Annotated in this window: 20 protein-coding genes and 1 pseudogene; 13 read left to right on the forward strand and 8 right to left on the reverse strand. The window is 66.3% G+C overall.

What is annotated here, in order from left to right; all coding sequences use genetic code 11:
* Nucleotides 1–13: 13 nt before the first annotated feature.
* Together AC6IY7_RS08675 and dapF are read right to left on the reverse strand one after the other, a co-directional pair.
* Nucleotides 14–1183: a MiaB/RimO family radical SAM methylthiotransferase gene (locus AC6IY7_RS08675; protein WP_497782650.1), complete on the reverse strand. Its 1170-nt coding sequence runs from the start codon at nucleotides 1181–1183 to the stop codon at nucleotides 14–16.
* Nucleotides 1180–2046: a diaminopimelate epimerase gene (gene dapF, locus AC6IY7_RS08680; protein ID WP_497782812.1), complete on the reverse strand. Its 867-nt coding sequence runs from the start codon at nucleotides 2044–2046 to the stop codon at nucleotides 1180–1182. Before dapF ends, AC6IY7_RS08675 begins: the two co-directional genes overlap by 4 nt.
* An 87-nt stretch (nucleotides 2047–2133) precedes the next feature.
* Here dapF and AC6IY7_RS08685 point away from each other — a divergent pair, with 87 nt between their 5' ends.
* Entirely contained in the window at nucleotides 2134–2892 is a 759-nt protein-coding gene (locus AC6IY7_RS08685; RefSeq protein WP_497782651.1) for a GyrI-like domain-containing protein, read from the forward strand.
* Between the two features lie 31 nt (nucleotides 2893–2923).
* Here AC6IY7_RS08685 and AC6IY7_RS08690 read toward each other — a convergent pair whose 3' ends face one another.
* Nucleotides 2924–3148: a helix-turn-helix domain-containing protein gene (locus AC6IY7_RS08690; RefSeq protein ID WP_497782652.1), complete on the reverse strand. Its 225-nt coding sequence runs from the start codon at nucleotides 3146–3148 to the stop codon at nucleotides 2924–2926.
* 6 nt (nucleotides 3149–3154) lie between these two features.
* Nucleotides 3155–3721: a DUF2975 domain-containing protein gene (locus AC6IY7_RS08695; protein ID WP_497782653.1), complete on the reverse strand. Its 567-nt coding sequence runs from the start codon at nucleotides 3719–3721 to the stop codon at nucleotides 3155–3157.
* A gap of 123 nt (nucleotides 3722–3844) precedes the next feature.
* Between AC6IY7_RS08695 and AC6IY7_RS08700 the strand changes: the two genes are divergently transcribed.
* The 3 genes from AC6IY7_RS08700 (at nucleotide 3845) to AC6IY7_RS08710 (ending at nucleotide 6127) form a co-directional block, all read left to right on the forward strand.
* Entirely contained in the window at nucleotides 3845–4477 is a 633-nt protein-coding gene (locus AC6IY7_RS08700; protein ID WP_497782654.1) for a hypothetical protein, read from the forward strand.
* Between the two features lie 102 nt (nucleotides 4478–4579).
* Nucleotides 4580–5281: a TerC family protein gene (locus AC6IY7_RS08705; protein WP_497782655.1), complete on the forward strand. Its 702-nt coding sequence runs from the start codon at nucleotides 4580–4582 to the stop codon at nucleotides 5279–5281.
* 6 nt (nucleotides 5282–5287) lie between these two features.
* Nucleotides 5288–6127, forward strand: coding sequence for an alpha/beta hydrolase (locus AC6IY7_RS08710; protein ID WP_497782656.1), 840 nt, complete (start codon nucleotides 5288–5290; stop codon nucleotides 6125–6127).
* 105 nt (nucleotides 6128–6232) lie between these two features.
* On the opposite strand, the gene AC6IY7_RS08715 is transcribed toward AC6IY7_RS08710, so the two are convergent.
* Together AC6IY7_RS08715 and rpsU are read right to left on the reverse strand one after the other, a co-directional pair.
* A complete protein-coding gene (locus AC6IY7_RS08715) occupies nucleotides 6233–7108 on the reverse strand; it encodes a tetratricopeptide repeat protein (protein ID WP_497782657.1) in 876 nt (291 codons plus the stop codon).
* 108 nt (nucleotides 7109–7216) lie between these two features.
* A complete protein-coding gene (gene rpsU / locus AC6IY7_RS08720) occupies nucleotides 7217–7456 on the reverse strand; it encodes a 30S ribosomal protein S21 (protein WP_024881562.1) in 240 nt (79 codons plus the stop codon).
* 313 nt (nucleotides 7457–7769) lie between these two features.
* Between rpsU and AC6IY7_RS08725 the strand changes: the two genes are divergently transcribed.
* The 4 genes from AC6IY7_RS08725 (at nucleotide 7770) to AC6IY7_RS08740 (ending at nucleotide 12504) form a co-directional block, all read left to right on the forward strand.
* Nucleotides 7770–8624 carry a nitroreductase family protein gene (locus tag AC6IY7_RS08725; RefSeq protein WP_497782658.1) on the forward strand — a complete coding sequence of 285 codons (855 nt, stop codon included), beginning with the start codon at nucleotides 7770–7772 and terminating at the stop codon, nucleotides 8622–8624.
* 308 nt (nucleotides 8625–8932) lie between these two features.
* Complete coding sequence (thrS, locus tag AC6IY7_RS08730) at nucleotides 8933–10867, forward strand: threonine--tRNA ligase (protein WP_497782659.1); 1935 nt, start codon at nucleotides 8933–8935, stop codon at nucleotides 10865–10867.
* A gap of 69 nt (nucleotides 10868–10936) precedes the next feature.
* Nucleotides 10937–12088, forward strand: coding sequence for a DNA cytosine methyltransferase (locus tag AC6IY7_RS08735; protein ID WP_497782660.1), 1152 nt, complete (start codon nucleotides 10937–10939; stop codon nucleotides 12086–12088).
* Nucleotides 12089–12093: 5 nt separating this feature from the next.
* Nucleotides 12094–12504: a very short patch repair endonuclease gene (locus AC6IY7_RS08740; RefSeq protein ID WP_497782661.1), complete on the forward strand. Its 411-nt coding sequence runs from the start codon at nucleotides 12094–12096 to the stop codon at nucleotides 12502–12504.
* A gap of 49 nt (nucleotides 12505–12553) precedes the next feature.
* Here the strand turns inward: AC6IY7_RS08740 and efp are convergent, their stop codons facing one another.
* On the reverse strand, nucleotides 12554–13126 hold the full coding sequence (efp, locus tag AC6IY7_RS08745) for an elongation factor P (protein WP_497782813.1): 573 nt from the start codon (nucleotides 13124–13126) through the stop codon (nucleotides 12554–12556).
* 215 nt (nucleotides 13127–13341) lie between these two features.
* Here efp and epmA point away from each other — a divergent pair, with 215 nt between their 5' ends.
* Entirely contained in the window at nucleotides 13342–14379 is a 1038-nt protein-coding gene (gene epmA / locus AC6IY7_RS08750) for an EF-P lysine aminoacylase EpmA (protein ID WP_497782662.1), read from the forward strand.
* 122 nt (nucleotides 14380–14501) lie between these two features.
* On the opposite strand, the pseudogene AC6IY7_RS08755 reads toward epmA, so the two are convergent.
* Nucleotides 14502–15365, reverse strand: a pseudogene (locus tag AC6IY7_RS08755) (acyltransferase family protein); the annotation flags it as partial.
* Between the two features lie 145 nt (nucleotides 15366–15510).
* Here AC6IY7_RS08755 and AC6IY7_RS08760 point away from each other — a divergent pair.
* The 4 genes from AC6IY7_RS08760 to AC6IY7_RS08775 are packed head-to-tail and all read left to right on the forward strand — an operon-like array spanning nucleotide 15511 to nucleotide 20014.
* Complete coding sequence (locus tag AC6IY7_RS08760) at nucleotides 15511–15756, forward strand: type II toxin-antitoxin system Phd/YefM family antitoxin (RefSeq protein WP_497782663.1); 246 nt, start codon at nucleotides 15511–15513, stop codon at nucleotides 15754–15756.
* Complete coding sequence (locus tag AC6IY7_RS08765) at nucleotides 15753–16139, forward strand: type II toxin-antitoxin system VapC family toxin (protein WP_497782664.1); 387 nt, start codon at nucleotides 15753–15755, stop codon at nucleotides 16137–16139. Before AC6IY7_RS08760 ends, AC6IY7_RS08765 begins: the two co-directional genes overlap by 4 nt.
* A gap of 39 nt (nucleotides 16140–16178) precedes the next feature.
* A complete protein-coding gene (locus AC6IY7_RS08770) occupies nucleotides 16179–17339 on the forward strand; it encodes a lysine-2,3-aminomutase-like protein (protein ID WP_497782665.1) in 1161 nt (386 codons plus the stop codon).
* Between the two features lie 26 nt (nucleotides 17340–17365).
* Nucleotides 17366–20014 carry a DUF3772 domain-containing protein gene (locus AC6IY7_RS08775; RefSeq protein ID WP_497782666.1) on the forward strand — a complete coding sequence of 883 codons (2649 nt, stop codon included), beginning with the start codon at nucleotides 17366–17368 and terminating at the stop codon, nucleotides 20012–20014.
* The last annotated feature ends 43 nt before the right edge of the window (nucleotides 20015–20057 follow it).

Here is a 20057-nt window from a genome sequence, read left to right on the forward strand (position 1 = left end):
CGATGACACGCGATCAGGCCGGTTCTGCGTGTGTCCCGCTCAACGCCCTCCCGTCATGCGCCGTCACGCGCACATCCAGCATCCGCCCCGCCTCCGCGCCGGGCGTGCGCAGCGGCGTGAAATCTTCGGCGCGGGCCATGCCGCCTTTTTCGGTCAGCACGCGCAAAGTCTTGCCGATCTGCGCGTCGAGATGGCGCGCGAAGGCCGCCTCTCCGGCCGCGCGCAGGCGGGCGGCGCGCTCCTTCACCGCTGCGCCATTCACTTGCGGCATCAGCGCCGCTGGCGTTCCGGGACGCGGCGAATAGGGAAACACATGCAGATGCGTCAACCCACATTCTTCGACGAGAGCGAGCGTTTGGGCGAACATCTCTTCCGTCTCGGTCGGAAAGCCGACGATGAAATCGGCGCCGAAGACGATTCCCGGCCGCGCCGCGCGCAGCTCTGCGCAAAAGCGGATCGCGTCGGCGCGCGAATGGCGGCGCTTCATGCGCTTCAGGATCAGATCGTCGCCCGATTGCAGCGAGAGATGCAGATGCGGCATGAGACGCGGCTCCGCGCCCATGCAGTCCAACAGCTCGGCGTCCGCCTCTATGCAGTCGATCGAGGAGAGCCGCAGCCGCTCGAGGTCTGGCAGCGCGCGGAGCACGGCGCTCACGAGCCCGCCGAGCGAGGCGCTCTGCGCGGCATAGCTGGTCAGATCGACGCCGGTCAGCACGATCTCGCGCTTGCCGCTCGCGACGAGCCGACGCGCCTCGGCGACGACCTCCGTCGGCGTGATGGAGCGCGACGGCCCGCGGCCGAAGGGGATGATGCAGAAAGTGCAGCGATGGTCGCAGCCGTTCTGCACGGCGAGAAAGGCGCGCGTCTGCCCCTCGGCGGCGCTCTCGGCGGTCGGCGCCGCATGGGGCTCGGCGATGACGCGCGCGACGCCGTCCATGGCGGCGAAACTCTCGGGGTCGATGCGCGCCGCGCAGCCGGCGACGATGATTTCCGCCGCGGGACGCTCGCGGTTGAGGCGCCGGATCGTCTGCCGCGCCTGGCGCGTCGCCTCGGCCGTCACGGCGCAAGTGTTGACGATGACGCGCTCGTGTCGCGCGCCGGCGCGCGCCTCGCGCAGCAGCCGCTCCGAATCGACGTAATTGAGACGGCAGCCGAAAGTGACGATGTCGACCGCCGCGCTCACGCGTCCGGCTCGGTGAAGAAACGCGCCTCGAGCGCCGTCTCGAATTCGAGCTCGACGTCGCCGGTCATCAGCACATGGTCGTCCGGCCCCCAGGCGATGACGAGATCGCCGCCGGGCAGGCGCACGCGCGCCGCGCGGGCCGAGAGGCCGCCTCTCGCCGCCGCCACCAGCACGGCGCAGGCGGCCGAGCCGCAGGCGCGCGTCTCGCCCGTGCCGCGCTCCCAGACGCGCAGCAGAATCTCATCACCCGCCACGACTTTGGCGAAGGAGATATTGGCGCGCTCGGGGAAGAGCGGGTGATGCTCGAGCTGCGGCCCGAGCGTGGCGAGATCGAGGACGAGCGGGTCATCGACGAAGAAGACCGCATGCGGATTGCCCATATTGACCGCCGAAAAGGCGGCGGGCGCCCCCTGGACGGGAGGCGAGAGCGGCACATTTGAAGTGTCTGGGGCGTCAGTGGCGAGCGGGATCTCCCGCCAGCCGAGACGCGGGGCGCCCATGTCGACGGTAAAGCGCGTCTCGCCGGCGCGCCATGTGCGCACCGGGCCGGCGTCGGTCTCGAGCGTCAGCGCGTCGCCTTCGCCCGCGCGGCCGAGAATATAGGCGACGCAGCGCGTGCCATTGCCGCAGGCGGCGGAGAGCGAGCCGTCGGTGTTGTAGATGCGCATGAAAGCGTCGGCGCCGGGCTGGCGCGGCTCGTGCAGGACCATCAGCTGATCGTAGCGCAGCCCCGGCGCCCGCGCGATCGCGCGCGCCTCGGCCGGCGCGACCGCGAGGCCGGCGCCGCGCAAGTCGAGCACGAGAATTTCATTGCCGATCCCGTTCATGCGAAAGATCGGGCGGCCGGCGAGCGGGCTGGTCATCATGCCGTTCATTTCCTGTTACAGGCGTATATAGAGAATCGAATCGCGACGCTATGGCCGGCGCGCGCTTTCAAAAGGACGAGACCGATGAGCAATTCGAGCGGTGAGGGCTTCACGCAGAAATTGAAGCGCGCTTGGCCCTTTGTGGCGGGTCTGGCCGTTCTCGCCGTCGCGGCCGGCGCCTTTTTCGGCGCGACCTCCACGCCGCCGTCCGCCACCCCGCCGTCCGCCGTCGTCGCGCCGCCGCCAGGCGGGCGTGTCGCGACGGAAGCGCCCGCCGCGCCCGCAATTCCGGACAGCCCGGTCGCGCCCAAGCCGACGCTGGACCTCAACGAGCCGCAGCCGCCGGCCGATGCGCAGGCGGAGGCGCAGGCCGAGGCGATCGCCGGCCAGGCGATCGACATCATCGCGCGTCCCGTCGCCAAATTGCGCGGGCAGGGCACATGGGCGGACGGACTGAAGACCCTCTCCGACGCCATCGCCAATGTGCGGATCGCCGCTTCCAAGGCCGGCCTCACCGTGGACGGGCGCCCGCTCGTCGCCTTCACCGAGACGGATGACAATGGCTTTCATTTCGAGGCGATGCTGCCGCTGACGAAGCTGCCGGAGGCCAAGACGAAGCTCGACCATGGCGTCGAGGTCGGCGCCTCTCCCGCCGGCAAGGCGCTGAAGTTCCAGCACCGCGGGCCTTATGAGGAGATCGACTCGACCTATGAGGCGATCACCGCCTTTCTGGATGAGAAGGGCCTCGACACCAAGAATCTGTTCGTCGAGGAATATCTCACCGATTTGAAGACCAGCGACGACGACGGGCTCGAGGTGGATATTTACGTGTTCTTGAAGTGAGGGTCGGCGCTCGGCTTTTTCGAGCGCAAAATCACCGTCCCTTCTCCTGCTCCTCCGGGCGATATTCGAGAATGTCGCCCGGCTGGCAGTCGAGGACCTCGCAGATCTTCTCCAGCGTGTCGAAGCGAATTCCCTTCACCTTGCCGGATTTCAAGAGGCTCACATTCTGCTCGGCGATGCCGATGCGTTGCGCGAGATCGCGCGAGCGCATCTTGCGCCGCGCGAGCATCACGTCGAGATTGACCACGATCGCCATGTCGGCTCACACGAATTGCGCGTTTTCGCCGGCGATGTCGGCGGCCGTCTTGAAGATATGCGCAATGGCGACCAGCATCAGCAGGAAGATGATATTCAGCAGATCCTCGAGCCGGATATAGCCGTGATGGCTCTGCTCGAAGGGCAGATGCGAGGCGATGGCGAGAATGACCGCCGAGCGCATCGCCACATCCAGAAGCACTGTGAAAAGGCCGATGAAGCCAGCGCGCCGCAGCCATAGCGCCGCCTCCGCGGAGAAGACGCCGCCCTGCAGATAGAGGCTGAACACCCGCCACAGGCAGAAGCAGATGACGGCGGCAAAGACCCAGACGACGAGGCTCAGCGCCGTCGCCGCCGCATATTGGGCTTGCGACGCGCCCGCGACATCGATCTGCAGCAGCTCGCGATAATGGCTCTCGACCTTTCCGCGATCGGCCCAGAAGGTCAGAATCGCCAAGAGGTCCGCCCCGGCGAAGAAAATGACGAGCGCGCGGATCGTCTGGCAGATCCAGCCGATGCGCGCCCGCAGCTCGCCGAAGCGCGGGTCCTGAAAAGCGGGGGCGTTGTCGGTCATGCGTCTCATCCTTTCCCGCCGCGCCCCGGCGAAGATTGCTGGGCAGCACGATGGAAACAATTTGACGCATATTATTTTTAATGTCAAACATGAAAAAATTAGGCATCTACAGGAAGCGATCCCATGACCCGCGGCCTCACCCCACTCGCGCTCGCCTTCTCTTTCGCCCTTTCCGCATGCAATGGCGTTCCTTTCTCCACGCAGTGGAAGCTGCGCTCCTATGATCTCTCGACGGCGGATGTCGCGCCGCTGCGCATCGCTTTGCGGGCGCCGGACTGGCTCGAGCCAATGCCCGCCGGCGCGCGTGTCGTCGCGACCTATTGGCGCGAGGGAGAAGAAGCGGCGAAGCGCACGCTGACGATTCGCCTCGCCGGCGCCGCGCATGAGGAGGATCGTCCCGTCCTCGCCGGGCTCGATTCGGCGGCGAGCGGCGCGCTCATGGTCATCGAGGCGGACAGGCGCGATCTCGCCGCCGTCCGCGCCGCGCAGGAGGAGGGCGGCCGCTGGCGCGAGAGCGGCGCGAAAACCCATGGCGCGCTCGATCTCGCCGGCGGCCTGTTTTGCCGCCGCGCGGATATCCCCGCCGGGCCGCTGCTCGTCGACGTCTATGTGCATGCCGATGACGCGCTCGGCTGGCTGCCTCTATTGCTCGGCCATGACGCCCATCCGCCCGGCGCGGACGAGCAGAAGCTCGCCGAATTCCTGCCGCTTTGCGCCGCCGCGCCGGCGAATGTCGCGGCCAAGACACGAAAATAGCACGTAAATTCAATCATTGTCCGATCTTGCTGGCGTCCACCCCCTGCGAGGCGATATGATTGCGCGCATACTGCCCGCGGGCAGGGTTGGACACCCAAGTCAATGAACGGCGACGAGCTTTCCGTCGGCTTCGAAATCTTCGAGATCATCTGGATCGATCTGCTTCTCTCGGGCGACAATGCGATCCTCATCGCTCTCGCCTGTCACAAGCTCCCGAAAAAGCAACGACGATGGGGCATATTGCTGGGCGCGGCCGGCGGCGTGATGCTGCGCATCGCTTTCGCCTTTGTCGTCATTCAGCTCATGTCCATTCCGGCGCTCAAGGCGCTCGGCGGCGTGATGCTGCTCGGCGTCGCCACCAAGCTGCTGATCGACGAGACCGAACATCACGTCGATGCGAAAGAGGACCTCTGGGGCGCAGTGGCGGCCATCGTCATGGCCGATGCGGTGATGTCTCTCGACAATGTCATCGCCATCGCCGGCGCCGCGCGCGGCTCCATGCCGCTCATCATTTTCGGGCTCGCCGTCTCGGTGCCGATCGTCGTCTTCGGCGCCGGATTGCTGATGCAGGCGCTGTCGCGCTTTCCCATTCTGGTCTGGGCCGGCGCGGGCCTGCTCGGCTGGATATCGGGCGAACTCATCGCCGGCGATCCGGTGTGGGAAAAATTCGGCTGGACCGCGCCCGCTCATTTCGATCTGGCCGCCTCCGTCGCCGGCGCCGTTCTTGTGCTCGCCGCGGGCTGGATCGCGCTGAAGCTCGAGGAGCGCGCCGAGGCGCGGCGCAAGGCGCAAGGCGGAGGCTGATCTCCCATGGCGCTCGCGCTGCTGAAATGGGCGCTGCTGGCCGCCGTCTGCGTCTATATTCTCGCGGCGGCCGGCCTCGGCCTGTTTCAGCGGCGGCTGCAATATCTGCCCGATACGCGTCACATCCCGCCGCATGAGGCGGGCCTCGACGGCGTCGAGGAGCTCGCGCTCGCGACCCCCGACGGCGAGACGATCATCGCCTGGCATGCGACGCCACGCGCCGGCCGGCCGGTGCTGCTCTATTTCCATGGCAACGCCGGCGGGCTCGTCGACCGCGTCGCGCGCTTCCGCAATTTTATCGGCGAGGGCTATGGTTTCCTCGCCATCGCCTATCGCGGCTATGCCGGCTCCAGCGGAGCGCCGACGCAAGAGGGCGTCATGCGCGACGCCGAGGCCGCCTATGAGGCTGTCCGCGCGCGCGGCTATGCGCTGGAGCGCATCGTGCTCGTCGGCGAATCGCTCGGCTCCGGCGTCGCGACGCAGCTCGCCACGCGGCGAGAGGCGGCGGCGCTGGTGCTCGATTCGCCCTTCACCTCGGCGGCCGACGTCGCCGCGACGCGCTATGGCCTCCTGCCGGTGCGCTGGCTGATGCTGGATCAGTTCCGCTCCGACCTCGCCATTCGCGATGTGCATATGCCGGTGCTGATCGTCCATGGCGACAAGGACGGCGTGGTGCCGATCGCGCTCGGGCGACGGCTGTTCGAGCTCGCCAATGAGCCGAAGACTTTCTTGCGCGTGCCCGATGGGCAGCATCTCGTCATCGGATTGGCGGATGTGTTTCCGCGCGTCGCCCGCTGGGTCGACGCCGCGCTCGCCGCGCCGCGCCGCTTGGAGGCGAGCGACTAGAGCGTTTCCAGCCGAAGTGGACACCGGTTCGGCGTTGGAAACGCGTCAAAACAAAAGCATAGAGTCTTTCCGTGTTTCAATGAAACACGGAAAGACTCTAGCACGTCAGCCGCGCGAGGCGCCTTGTTTCGCGATCGGCTGCTGTGGATCGAGCGCCAGTGCGCGCTGATAGGATTCGGTCGCCTTCTGGCGATTGCCCTTGCGCTCATAGGCGAGGCCGAGCCACGCCCAGGCCGGCGCGCTCCTATTGTCGACATTGAGCGCGGCGTTGAAATCCTCGATCGCCTTGTCGTAATTGCCGAGCGTCACCAGACTCTCGCCGCGCGCCTGATAGGGCGCCGCCGCGAAGGGGTCGCGGTCGATGGCGTTGTCGAAATCGGTGACGGCGCGCTGATTGTCGCCGCGCTTCTGATGGATCAGCCCGCGCGCGTGAAACGCCTGGGCGCTCTCGGGATTGAGCTTGATCGCTGCATCGAGATCGGCGAGCGCCTGATCGAAATTGCCCTGCGCCCGCAAGAGATTGGCGCGGCCGATATAGGCCGGGGCGTGATTGGGATTGACGTCGATAGCGCGGTCGAAATCGAGCCGCGCCTGATCGTTGCGGCCGGTCTGGCGGAAGGCCAGAGCGCGATTGGTGAAGGCGGCGGCGTTATTGGGCTCGATCTTGATCGCCTGGGAGAAGTCGGCGATCGCCTCCTGGAACTGGCCGATCTTGGCGAGCGCCACGCCGCGCGTGTTGAACGCCTCGGCGCTCGGATTGCGCCGAATGACCTCGGACAGCGATTCGATATTGGCGTTGGCGGCCTTGGGATCGGCGGCGTCCGTCTCGGCGAAGCCCCGTCCCGGCGGACGCAGCATGCCGGCGGTCTCGCAGCCGGCGAGGGCGAGCAGCGCCAGAATCGCGGCGCCGACGCGCGAAGGCGCGCGGCGCGCCGATAGGGCGGACGTCCGGCGAACCGCCGAGCCGAGCGGCAATTCCATTCCGTCCGACCTCCTAGAACAATGTCCTGAAAGCGCCTGACGCGCGATGACGACGATCTATACCGGGCAATTCGGCGAGAATTCGACCGCGCGCCCGGTTTTGGACGTTCAGCGGCCGCCGACGGCGGGCTTCGGCTTCATCGGCAGCAGGCCTTCGCGCTGCAGCTTCTTGCGGGCGAGCTTGCGGGCGCGGCGCACGGCCTCGGCCTTCTCGCGGGCGCGCTTCTCCGAGGGCTTCTCGTAATGGCCGCGGAGCTTCATCTCACGGAAAATACCTTCGCGCTGCATCTTCTTCTTCAGCGCCTTGAGAGCCTGGTCGACATTATTGTCGCGGACGAGAACTTGCACGAAGCGATCCTGTTTCTTGGGGCGGCGGCGCCCCGGTTGGAGACGTTGCTGCGGAGGGTGAGAATAGTCGATCGGGCGCTGACGGAGCGCCTGACCCGTGCGCGGGGAATTAACAGACTTGCCCGGCGTTGTCCACAAGGAGCAACTATGGCGACGCCGCTCTCCGTACAAACCGAGGTATGCGCCGAGGGCAGCGGAGGCGCGCCGGTCGGCAGGGTGGATTTTTGCGGCCGTTTTCGCCACCATGCCATAAAGTGCGCGGCCATAAAGCGCGCGTTACGGCGCGCGTCACGCGGCGTTTTCTGGAGACGACATGAACAAGCCGATCACGAGAGGGGAATTGAGCGCGGCCGATGGCGCGGAGGCGATCCGCGCCCGCTATCGCCGCGACGATTCGCCGACCCCGCCCGTTTGGAACGAGACGCTGGACCTTCTGCTCGCGCATCGGTCCATCCGCGCCTATCTGCCGGAAAAAATTCCCGCCGAGACTCTGGCGACCGTCGTGGCCGCCGCGCAATCGGCCGCCACCTCGTCCAATCTTCAGGTCTGGAGCCTCGTCGCCGTGGAGGACGAGGCGCGCAAGAGCCGCCTCGCCGATCTCGCCGGCAATCAGCAGCATATTCGCGAAGCGCCTTTGTTTCTTCTGTGGCTCGCCGATCTCTCGCGGCTCGAGAATATCGGCAAGGAGCAGGGCCGCGACGGGGCGGCGCTGCCTTATCTCGAAATGTTCCTCACCGCGGCGATCGACGCCGGCCTCGCCGCGCAAAATGCGCTGATCGCGCTGGAATCGCTCGGCTATGGCGGGGTCTATATCGGCGGCATCCGCAACAAGCCGGAGGAGGTGGCGAAGGAGCTGGACCTGCCGCCGGGCGTTTTCGCCGTCTTCGGCATGGCGGTCGGCCGTCCCGATCCGGCCAAGGCCGGCGGCGTGCGCCCGCGTCTCGGCCAAGGCGCCGTTCTGCATCGCGAGCAATATGCCTGGAATGAGGCGCAGCGCGAGGCGGTGAAGACCTATGACGAGAAGTTCCGCGATTTCCAGAAGGAGGCGGGCCTGCCCGAGCAGGGCTGGATTCGCCAGGCGCTCTCCCGCGTGCGCGGCCCCGAGAGCCTCAGCGGCCGCGACCGGCTGAAGGAGGCGCTGCGGGCGTTGGGATTCGCGTTGAAATAGCTCATGCTCGAGCGGTTCTCGGACGATCGGGTGAAGGTTTCCTCATCCTGAGGAGCGGCCGCAGGCCGCGTCTCGAAGGACGAGGAAACCTTCAGCGCCGCCTTCTGGAGCTCGCCCTCGTGCTTTTAAGACGGCTCCTGCGGAGCCTCCTCAGCATGAGGGCGAGGGGGATTGCCTTTCGATTCGCCGGCGCCGCGCCAGCGATTGCCAAGCGCGACATGCTTGCCTTATCAATGCCCCCGGCCCATCTCGGGCGACACGCGACTTACGCCGACTTGTATCGGCGAGTGGGCGCATGAGGAGAGCATATGATCGCCGTCACCTTCCCCGACGGGGCGTCCCGTCAATTCGAGCCCGGCGTCTCCGGCCTCGATATCGCCAAGAGCATTTCCCCTTCCCTCGCCAAGCGAACCGTCGCCATGGCTCTCGATGGAGAGCTGCGCGATCTCGTCGACAGAATCGACCGCGACGCCAAAATCGAGTTCGTCGGCCGCGAGGACCCGCGCGCGCTGGAGCTGATCCGCCATGATTGCGCGCATCTGCTGGCGGAAGCGGTGCAGGAGCTGTTTCCCGGCACGCAGGTCACCATCGGCCCGGTGATCGAGAACGGCTTCTATTACGATTTCTATCGGTCCGAGCCGTTCACGCCGGACGATCTTCCCGCCATCGAGAAGAAGATGCGCGAGATCGTCGCGCGCGACGCCGCCATCACCAAGGAAGTCTGGAGCCGCGATCAGGCCAAGACCTATTTCACGGCGAAGGGCGAGGCCTTCAAGCGCGAGCTGATCGAGAGCATTCCCGGCGGCGAGGATCTGAAGATCTATCGCCAGGGCCATTGGCTCGACCTGTGCCGCGGCCCGCATTTGCCGTCGATCGGCAAGGTCGGAACCGCCTTCAAGCTGATGAAGGTGGCGGGCGCCTATTGGCGCGGCGACCACAATAATCCGATGCTCTCGCGCATCTACGGGACGGCCTTCGCCAAGCAGGAGGACCTCGACGCCTATCTGCATCGCCTCGAGGAGGCCGAGCGCCGCGATCATCGGCGTTTGGGCCGCGAGATGGACCTCTTCCATTTCCAGGAGGAGGGGCCGGGCACGATCTTCTGGCACGAGAAGGGCTGGGCGCTGTTCCAGAGCCTCGTCTCCTATATGCGCCGGCGCCAGAAGGCCGCAGGCTACAAAGAGGTGAACACGCCGCAGGTGCTCGACCGCGCTTTGTGGGAGACCTCCGGCCATTGGCAGACCTATCGCGAGAATATGTTCCTCACCAAGACCGAGGACGAGCGCATTTTCGCGCTGAAGCCGATGAACTGCCCCGGCCATGTGCAGATCTTCAAGAATGGGCTGAAGTCCTATCGCGATCTGCCGGTGAAGATCGCCGAATTCGGCATCGTGCATCGCTATGAGCCGTCCGGCGCGCTGCATGGCATGATGCGCGTGCGCGCCTTCACGCAGGACGACGCGCATATTTTCTGCAACGAGGATCAGATCATGGAGGAGGCGTTGAAGATCAACGACCTCATCCTGACGATCTATAAGGACTTCGGCTTCGACGATGTGGTGGTGAAGCTCTCCACACGGCCGGAGAAGCATGTCGGCTCCGATGAAGCCTGGGCCAAGGCCGAGGCGGCGCTCCACAAAGTGCTGGAGGAGCTCGCCGCGCGGGGCCTCAAGACCGGCGTCAATCCGGGCGAGGGCGCCTTCTACGGGCCCAAGCTCGAATATACGCTGCGCGACGCCATCGGCCGCGAATGGCAATGCGGCACCACGCAGGTGGACTTCAATCTGCCGGGGCGTTTTGGCGCCTTTTATATCGGCGCGGACAGCGAGAAGAAGACGCCGGTGATGATCCACCGCGCCATGTTCGGCTCGCTCGAGCGCTTCACCGGCATATTGATCGAGCATTACGCCGGTCATCTGCCGTTGTGGCTCTCGCCGCTGCAGATCGTGGTGTGCACCATCACGCAGGACGCCGACGATTACGCGCTCGAGGTCGCGGCGGAGGCGCGCAAGCTCGGCCTCGCGGTCGATCTCGATCTGCGCAATGAGAAGATCACCTATAAGGTGCGCGAGCATTCGCTGGCCAAGGTTCCGGCCTTGCTCGTCGTCGGCAAGAAGGAGGCGGCCGAGCGCACGGTCTCCATCCGCCGTCTCGGCTCGCAGGCGCAGAGCTCCGCGAGCCTCGCGGAGGCGCTGGCCGCGCTTGCCGTAGAGGCGACGCCGCCGGATGTGAAGGAGGCGTGATTTCGTCAGCGATCCAGAGCGGGGCGCTCTGGATCGCTTTCGCCCCGCGAATCGCGTTAGCATGGCCGCATGGAACAGCCGAGCTATTATGAATTCTTCGCCGGCGGCGGCATGGCGCGCGCCGGGCTTGGCGCGGGCTGGCGATGCCTTTTCGCCAATGATTTCGACTTGAAGAAATGCGAGACCTATCGCGCCAATTGGGGCGGCGAGGAGCTTTTCCCCGGCGATGTGCGCAAGGTGACGACCGCCGATCTGCCCGGCCGGGCCGATCTCGTCTGGGCCTCCTTCCCCTGCCAGGACCTCTCGCTCGCCGGCGCCGGAGCGGGGCTGAAAGGCGAGCGCTCGGGAAGCTTCTGGCCTTTTTTCCAGATCGTCAAAGCGCTGCGCAAGGAAGGGCGACATCCGCCGCTGCTGGCGCTGGAGAATGTCTGCGGCGCGTTGACCTCGCATGGCGGCGAGGATTTCACGGCCATCTGCCGCGCGCTCGCCGGCGAGGGTTATAGGTTCGGCGCGCTGGTCATAGACGCGGCGCTGTTCGTGCCGCAATCGCGTCCGCGATTGTTCATCGTCGCGCTGCATGGCGATGTCGCGCCGTCGCCGGAATTGACGATGACGGAGCCCTCGCCGCTCTCGCATTCGCGCGCGTTGATCGTCGCGCATGACCGCCTGCCGCGCGCATTGCGCGAGAAATGGATCTGGTGGCGCCTCGCCGCGCCCGCCGCGCGCAACATATCACTCGCGGACATCATCGACGAGCAGCCGCAGGGCGTCGCTTGGCATGGTCGCGAGGAGACGCAGGCGCTGCTCGACAAAATGAGCGACGTCAATCGCGCCAAGGTGGAGGCGGCGAAAAGCGCCGGGCGGCGCATGGTGGGAACGCTCTACCGTCGCACGCGCTACGGCGCCGACGGCGAGAAAATCCAGCGCGCCGAAGCGCGCTTCGACGATCTCGCCGGCTGCCTGCGCACGCCGGCCGGCGGCTCCAGCCGGCAATTCGTCCTGATCGTCGAGAAAGGGCGCGTGCGCTCGCGGCTGATCTCGGCGCGCGAGACGGCGCGGCTGATGGGCCTGCCCGAGGATTACATTCTGCCGCGCAATTATAACGAGGCCTATCATTTGACGGGCGACGGCGTCGTCGTCCCGGCGGCGCGCCATCTCGCGGCGCATATTCTCGAGCCATTGCTCCGATCGTCGCGCGGCTTCGCCAGAGCCGCCGCCTGACGGCGATGGCCGAAGACCCCGCCCGACGCTCCGCCGTCATGCGCGCGGTGAAATCGCGCGACACCTCACCCGAAAAAGCGGTGCGCGCGCTGTTGCGTGGTTTCGCGCCGCATTACCGGCTGCATCGCAAGGATGTGCCCGGCAATCCCGATATCGCTTATGTGGGGCGTAAACGCGCCATCTTCGTGCATGGCTGTTTCTGGCACGGGCATGATTGCGCGCGCGGCGCGCGAATGCCGAAAACCAACGCCGATTATTGGCGCGCCAAGATCGCCCGCAATCGCGCGCGCGATCTGACGCATCAGGAGAATCTCGCTGCGCTCGGCTGGCGCGCGCTCGTCGTGTGGGAATGCGAGCTGAAGGATCGCGCCGCGGTGGAAGCGAAGCTCAGAGAGTTTTTGGCGAATAGCGAATAGCGAATAGAAGAAGCTCTATTCGCTACTCCCTACTCGCTATTCGCTCGACTCAGTCTTTCGCGCGCTCGACGTAGGACCCGTCTTCCGTCTGGATCACGATGCGCGTGCCGGCCTGGATATGCGGCGGCACCATCACGCGGGCGCCGTTGGAGGCGATCGCGGGCTTGTAGGAAGAGGAGGCCGTCTGGCCCTTCATCGCCGGCTCGGTCTCGGTGATCTCGAGCGTGACGCGCGCCGGGAGCTGGATCCCGACCGCCACGCCATTGAACAGCGAGAGGATGCAGACCATGCCCTCCTGCAGCCATTGGGCCTGATCGCCGATCACATCCTTGGGCACGATGACCTGATCATAGGTCGCGGTGTTCATGAAGGTGTAGCCGTCGTCGTCGCCGAAGAGATAGCTGAAATCCTGATCCTCGACGAAGGCGCGCTCGACCTGCTCTGTCGTCTTGTAGCGGTCGGCGACCTTCACCCCGTCGGCGAGGCGGCGCATGTCGATCTGCGTCGTCGGCGTGCCCTTGCCGGGGAAGAAGCTCTCGGCCTTCAGAACGACATAGAGATGGCCGTCCTCCTTCTCGATGATATTGCCCTTTCGGATCGAACTGGCGATGACTTTCACGATTTTTCATCCTCGATTGCTGGCCGCGCGCGGCGGGTCTATGAACGCCTCAGACCCTTTTCCGATCCGAGGGGATCGGAAAAGGGTCTAATTTGCATTGGAGCGAATTCTGATCGCTCGAACGGTTCCGTTCGAGCGGAAAGCGCTCTTGAAGGCTCGATCCGCGCGTCACGCGCGGAACCCGGCCGCCGCCCTCGAACCTTTGAACGGCTCGACGAATGACGCGAGTGTCGCCCTGGTGGGCCCGGGATGTTTACGCCGATCGCAAGCCATTTCTCAAGGCTCGCGCGAAAATCGCCGCCGCCCTGCGGCAGTTTTTCGTCCACCAAGGCTTCGCCGAGGTCGAGACGGCGGCGCTCCAGCTCTCGCCCGGCAATGAGACGCATATTTCCGCTTTCGGCGTCGATCTGGTCTCGGACGTGGGCGCGGCGAGCCGGCTCTATCTCCATACATCGCCGGAGTTTTCCTGCAAAAAGCTGCTGGCGGCGGGGGAGGAGCGCATCTTCACCTTCGCCCGCGTGTTCCGCAACCGCGAGCGCAGCGCCCTCCACCATCCGGAATTCACCATGCTGGAGTGGTATCGGGCGAATGAGCCGCCCGAGCGGCTGATGGAGGATTGCGCCGGCCTGCTCGCCGCCGCCGCCGAGGCGCTGGGCGTGGAGCGATTCGCCTATCGCGGCGCGAGCGTCGATCCTTATGAGGAGCCCGAGGCGATCTCCTGCCGCGAGGCCTTCGACCGCTATGCGGGCATAGACCTCGCCGCGCTGATCGGCGACCGCGACGGCCTCGCCCGCGCCGCCGAGCGGGACGGGATTCGGGTCGCGGCGGATGATGATTGGTCGGACCTCTTCAGCAAGATTCTCTCCGAGAAAGTGGAGCCGCAGCTCGGCCGGGCGCGGGCGACTTTGCTCTGCGACTATCCGGCGAGCGAGGCGGCGCTGGCCCGGCCCAAGGCGGAAGACCCTCGTTTCGCCGAGCGTTTCGAGCTTTTCGCCTGCGGGGTGGAGCTCGCCAATGGTTTCGGCGAGCTGACCGACCCGGCCGAGCAGCGCCGTCGCTTTACGGAGCAGATGGAAAAGCGCGCCCGCATCTATGGCGACCGCTATCCGATCGACGAGGATTTTCTCGCCGCGCTGGCCCATATGCCGCCGGCGAGCGGGGTGGCGCTCGGCTTCGATCGGCTCGTCATGCTGGCGAGCGGGGCGGAGCGGATCGAGCAGGTGTTGTGGACGCCTGTGGCGGAAAAGGGGACGTAGCGCCTCCCTTCGAGCAGTGCGAGGCATCGCCGCTTCAGACCGCGGTCGATCGCATGGAGCGCGGCGAAGCTCGTCGCCAGCGCGATCGCCAGCAGCGCCTCCGGCGATTCGAGGCCGAAGATCGCATAGCCCATGATCATCGCCGGGAAGTGAAAGACATAGAGCGGGTAGGAAAACGCGCCGAGATAGGTCGCGAGCGGCCGAAGCCGATCCGGGAAAGCGATTCGATCGCACAAGAGCAGCGCGGCGAGCGTCAACAGATAGGTGACGAGGGCGAAGGGCTCCGGCGTATAGGGCCCGAAACGCACCGCGGCCGCGCCGAGGGCGGCGAGGGCGAGAGTGGACAGCGCCCGATCCCGCCACAGCAGGAAGCCGAGCAACCAGCACCACAGATAATCCAGCGCGTTGGATTTGACGACAGCCTGGTAGACGAGCCCTGAATCGCTTTGCCGCGGCAGAAGATAGCAGAGCAGCGACAAGGACATGAGGGCGAGCAGCAGCCGAGGCTCCGTCCTCCGGAAGACGGGCGCGAGCGCATAGTAGACAACCTCGATCGCCAGCGACCAGAGTGGCCCGTCGAATTGCAGCGGCTTCACGAAAAAGCCCTGCAGGAAAAACAGATTCGCGAGCGCCGCCGACGATTTCTCGCCGTCGATGGAAAACGCGCCGATCTGGACATGCCCGCGTGTGACGGCCTCGACCAGCAGCGACATGAGCACGGCGCCGAGATAGAGCGGATAAATCCGCAGGAAGCGTCTGATATAAAATCCCTTTTCCTCTCGCTCGAGCGAGGCGGACATGGAAAATCCCGAAACCAGCAGAAAGCCGATGACCGCGGCCTTTCCGCTGAAATCGTCGAATGTCTCGACCCAGCCGCCCGACGCCTTCGGATACCAGGTCAAATGGCCGGACAGCACGACCCACGCCAGAAAGAACCGCAGGAGAGCCAGAATCTCCCAAAACGCGCGATTGGTGGAGGCGGGCATATCGGTCCTGTGCGTGCGGCGGGGTGGTCGGTTGCGCCACTATAGGCGGCGAGATGAACGAGGATAGCGCTGTCCTCGCTTCGCAAAGATTGCCGTGGCGGGCCGATCGGACTAAACTAGATGAACTAAGTTTTGGAGGCGCGCCATGCGCATGATCAATATTCACGAAGCGAAGACACAGCTCTCTCGGCTGGTCGACGAGGCCGCCAAGGGCGAGTCCTTCATCATCGCGAAAGCCGGCAAGCCGCTGGTCCAGGTGACGGCGCTCTCGGCGCCGGCGTCCGGCGAGGCCAAGCGGCTCGGCTTCATGGCCGGTCGATTTCGCACGCCAGACGACTTCGACCGAATGGGAGAAGAAGAGATCGAACGCCTGTTCGGCGTTGACGAATGAAGCTGCTGCTCGACACTCATCTCTTATTGTGGGCCGCGGCGGAACCGACGAAATTGCCCCGAATATGTCGTTCCTTGCTCGAAGATCCGAGCAACGAGCCGATCTTCAGCGTCGCGAGCCTTTGGGAAATCGCCGTCAAGAATGGACTCGGGCGCGAGGACTTTCATGTAGACTCGGCGGTGTTCCGGCGTTGCCTCTCAGAAAATGGCTATGTCGAGCTGCCGATTTCGGGCAGACATGCGGTCGCCGTGGAGGCTCTGCCTCACCTGCACAAGGACCCGTTCGACCGAATGCTCGTCGCTCAGGCGATCGTCGAAGGCGTCGAGCTTCTGACCGTGGATCGGATTGTGGCCCGTTATCCCGGACCTATACGGAAATGTTGATCCCATTGCCGCCCGCAGATTCCTCCTTATAAGCGGCGGATGACCGAATCCAGCGCCCGTCATCGCGAGAAGCGGAGCGACGAAGCGATCCAGGAGCCGCCCGCCGGCCCTCGCTCCGCTCGCAATGATACGACGTCGAAATCCGTCGCCGAGCTCGCCGCCGCTGGTCTGCTGGAGCCGGCGCGGGCGGAGACGCTGCGCGCCGTCGAGGCGCGCTACAGCGTCGCCGTCACGCCGGAGATCGCCGCGCTGATCGATCCCGCCGATGCTGCAGACCCGATCGCCCGGCAATTTCTGCCGGATCTGCGCGAGCTGGAGACGCTTCCGCAGGAGCGCGCCGATCCGATCGGCGACGACGCTTTCAGCCCGACGGAAGGCCTCGTGCATCGCTACGCGGACCGCGTGCTGTTGAAGCTGCTCTCGGTGTGCCCGGTCTATTGCCGCTTCTGCTTTCGCCGCGAGACCGTCGGCCTCGGCAAGGGCGCCTCGCTCTCCGAGGAGGCGATCGACAAGGCGCTGGCCTATGTCGCGGCGCGGCCGGAGATTTTCGAGGTCATCCTCACCGGCGGCGATCCGCTGGCGCTGTCCGCCCGGCGGTTGCGCGCGGTGGCCGAGCGGCTCGCGGCCATTCCGCATGCCGCCGTGCTGCGCATCCATACGCGCGCGCCGACCGCCGCGCCGCGCCTCGTCACGGCGGAGCGGCTGGAGGCGCTGAAGGCCGGCGGCAAGGCCGTCTATATGGTGCTGCATGTCAATCATGCGCGCGAGCTTTCCGCTCCGGCGCGGGAGGCCGTGCTCCGCATCCAGAGGGCGGGGATCTCGACGCTCGCGCAGACGGTGCTGCTCGCCGGCGTCAATGACGATGCGGACGTGCTCGAACAGCTGATGCGCGCCCTCGTCACGGCGCAGATCACGCCTTACTACCTGCACCATCCCGACCTCGCCCCCGGCACCGGCCATTTCCGCCTTTCGCTCGAGCGCGGGCGGGCGCTCTATGGCGCGCTGGCGCGCCGGGTCTCGGGCATAGCGCTGCCGTCATACGTTCTCGACATTCCGGGCGGCTTCGGTAAGGTTCCGCTTCAGCAATCGCATCTCGAGGGCGACGAGAAAAACGGCTGGTTCGTCCGTGATCGCGCCGGACGGCGGCATCCCTATCCGGCGGGAGAGCGGGAGCAAAGTCAGGCGTCGCCGCAAGATTGACGGATTGTTCGTCTCATTGCGCGTCTATGGCTCGTCTCATCAACGAAAGCTTCGCCTTGCGCCGTTTTATCGCCCTTTGCCTCATCCTCCTCTTCGCCAGCGCGGCCGTCGCCGCGGAGCCGTCATCCTCGCTCGATCTGTTCAACGCGAGGCTCGACGCCGCGCGGGCGACGCTCGAGGATGTGGAGAAGACGCTCGCCGATCCCTCGCTCAATGACGCCACGCTCAAGAGCCTGCGCGATCGGGTCGACGCCCTACCGGCCGAGCTTCAGGATGTCATCGACCGGCTGACGCCGCGCCTCGCCGCTCTGCAGGCGCGGCTCGACGAGCTTTCCGGCCCGGCCAAGCCCGCGAGCGAGACGAAAGACGCCCCCGCCGCTCCGGCGCCGGCGCCGGCCGAAGCGCCGCCGAAAAAGGACGAGGCCGCTCCCGGCAAGGGCGCGCGCGCTCCGACCAATGGCCGAGCGATCATCGCCAAGGCCTCCGCCGAGACGCGGCCCGCGCCCGCCGCTATCCCCGCGCCTGCGCCGGCCCCGGCGATCGAGGGCGGCTCGCTGGCGACGGCGAGCGTCAACGCCGAATGGGCGGAGCAGAAGAAGCTCTACGACGAAGTGGACGCCACGCTGAAACGGGCGCGGGCGCTGTCGATCGAGGCGCGGCAGACCGGCCTCGTCATCCGCGCGCGGCAGCGGGCGCTCTTCGCCAAGACGCTGTTCCTGCGCACGAGCGGGCTGTTCTCCCCCTTGCTGTGGAGCGCCGCTCTGCAGGAACTGCCTTATGACGCCAAGGTCTTCGGCCTGCTGCTCGAGCAGCGCGCCGCCGCCGTCTCGGCGCGGCTGCGCGACGGCCAGCTCGAGAGCTTTCTGGCGACGATCTTCGGCGTGCTGCTGCTCGCCGCGCCGGCGACTTTGCTCGCCCGTCGATTCTCGAAGCGCGAAGCCGAGGTCGAGGCGCCGGATCGTTTCCGCAAGGCCGCGGCGGCGGTGACGACGACTTTGGTGACGGCGGCGTTGCCGGTCATCCTCGTCGCGGCGATCGCGCTGGCCATCGACGCCTTTCAACTCGAGGACGCCTTTCTCGCGCCGCTCGGCCGGCGGCTGTCGGAGGCGGTGACTTTCGTCGCCGTCTCCTATGGGCTGGCGCGCGGCCTGCTGGCGCCGGGCCTGCCGCAATGGCGGCTGGTCGGCTTCGGCGACCGCCTCGCGCGGCGGCTGCTCTATCTCGCCGTGCTCGTCGGCTTCGTCGCCGCGGCGACGCGCGTGCTGGAGCAGATCGCCGAATTCGTGCAGGCGGGCCTGCCGGTCATCGTGCTGACGCGCGGCGCGGGGGCCTTGTTCATCGCCATTGTCTTTCTCGTCGTCGTGGTCGCCACGCGCCACGAGACGCGCGAGAACGACCCCGGCGCCGATCTCGAGGGGCGCGACTGGATCTATGCGCTGCGCCTGCTCGCCTGGGCGGAGATCGCCGTCATCACCGGCGCGCTGGCGGCCGGCTATGTGGCCTTCGCCAATTTCCTCGTATTGCAGATCGCCTGGCTCGCGGCGGTCGGCGCGGCGCTCTATCTGCTGCTCGCCTTCGTCGAGACCGGCCTCGCGCGCGCCTTCCAGCCGCAGACGCCGCTCGGCCGCGCGCTCACCGCCGGCTTCGGCGCGCAGCCGGAATCGCTCGGCCAATTCGCCGTGCTGCTGACCGGCGTCGCGACGCTCGGCCTCTACGCTTTCGCGCTCTTCGTCGCGCTCGTCCCTTACGGATTCCAGTCCGGCGATTTCTTCGGCAATCTCCAGACCGCTTATGCCGGCTTCAAGATCGGCGAAGTGTCGATCTCGCCGGCCGGCATGGCGACGGCGCTCGCCCTTTTCGCGCTCACCTATGGGGCGACCAAGGCGCTGCGCCGCTGGCTCGATCAGCGCCTGCTGCCGCTGACGCGCCTCGACATGGGACTGCGCCACTCCATCGGCGCGAGTCTCGGCTATGCGGGATTCTTGCTCGCTGTCTCTGTGGCGCTGGCCGAGCTCGGCCTCAGCCTCGAGCGGCTGGCCATCGTCGCCGGCGCGCTGTCGGTCGGCATCGGCTTCGGCCTGCAGTCGATCGTCAATAATTTCGTCTCCGGCCTCATCCTGCTGTGGGAGCGGGCGATCCGCGTCGGTGATTGGGTCGTGCTGGGCGAGGAGCAGGGCTATGTGAAGCGCATCAATGTGCGCTCCACGGAGATCGAGACCTTCGATCGCGCAACGATGATCGTGCCCAATTCCAATCTCGTTTCCGGCGTGGTGAAGAATTGGTTGCGCAATGATCGCGTCGGCCGCATCAAAATCGCCATCGCCCCGCATTCGGGCGTCGATCCGGAGGAGATTCGCCAGATTCTCCTCGCCGCCGCCAAGGCGCAGGACGGGCTGCTGCGCATTCCGGCGCCGCAGGTGATGTTCCTCTCCATGGAGCAGACGGCCTTTCGCTTCGAGCTCTGGTGCTTCGTCGACGATGTCGAGCAGGCGACGCGGGTGAAGAGCGATCTGCATTTCGACATCTACCGCCGCTTCGCCGAGGCGGGCGTGAAAATCGCGCCGCCCGCGCCAGCGCCCGCGGTCGTGCAGGTGATGGGGCTGGAGCCCTTCGCCCCATCGCCGCGCGCGCTCGAGCCCGGGCGCGAGCGGGACTATGCGGTCGCCGGCGAATGAGTGTAGAAGACGCGCGCAAACCGCTTCACTCTCCGCATCGGCG

The organism is Methylosinus sp. is20ea (genome assembly GCF_059718135.1).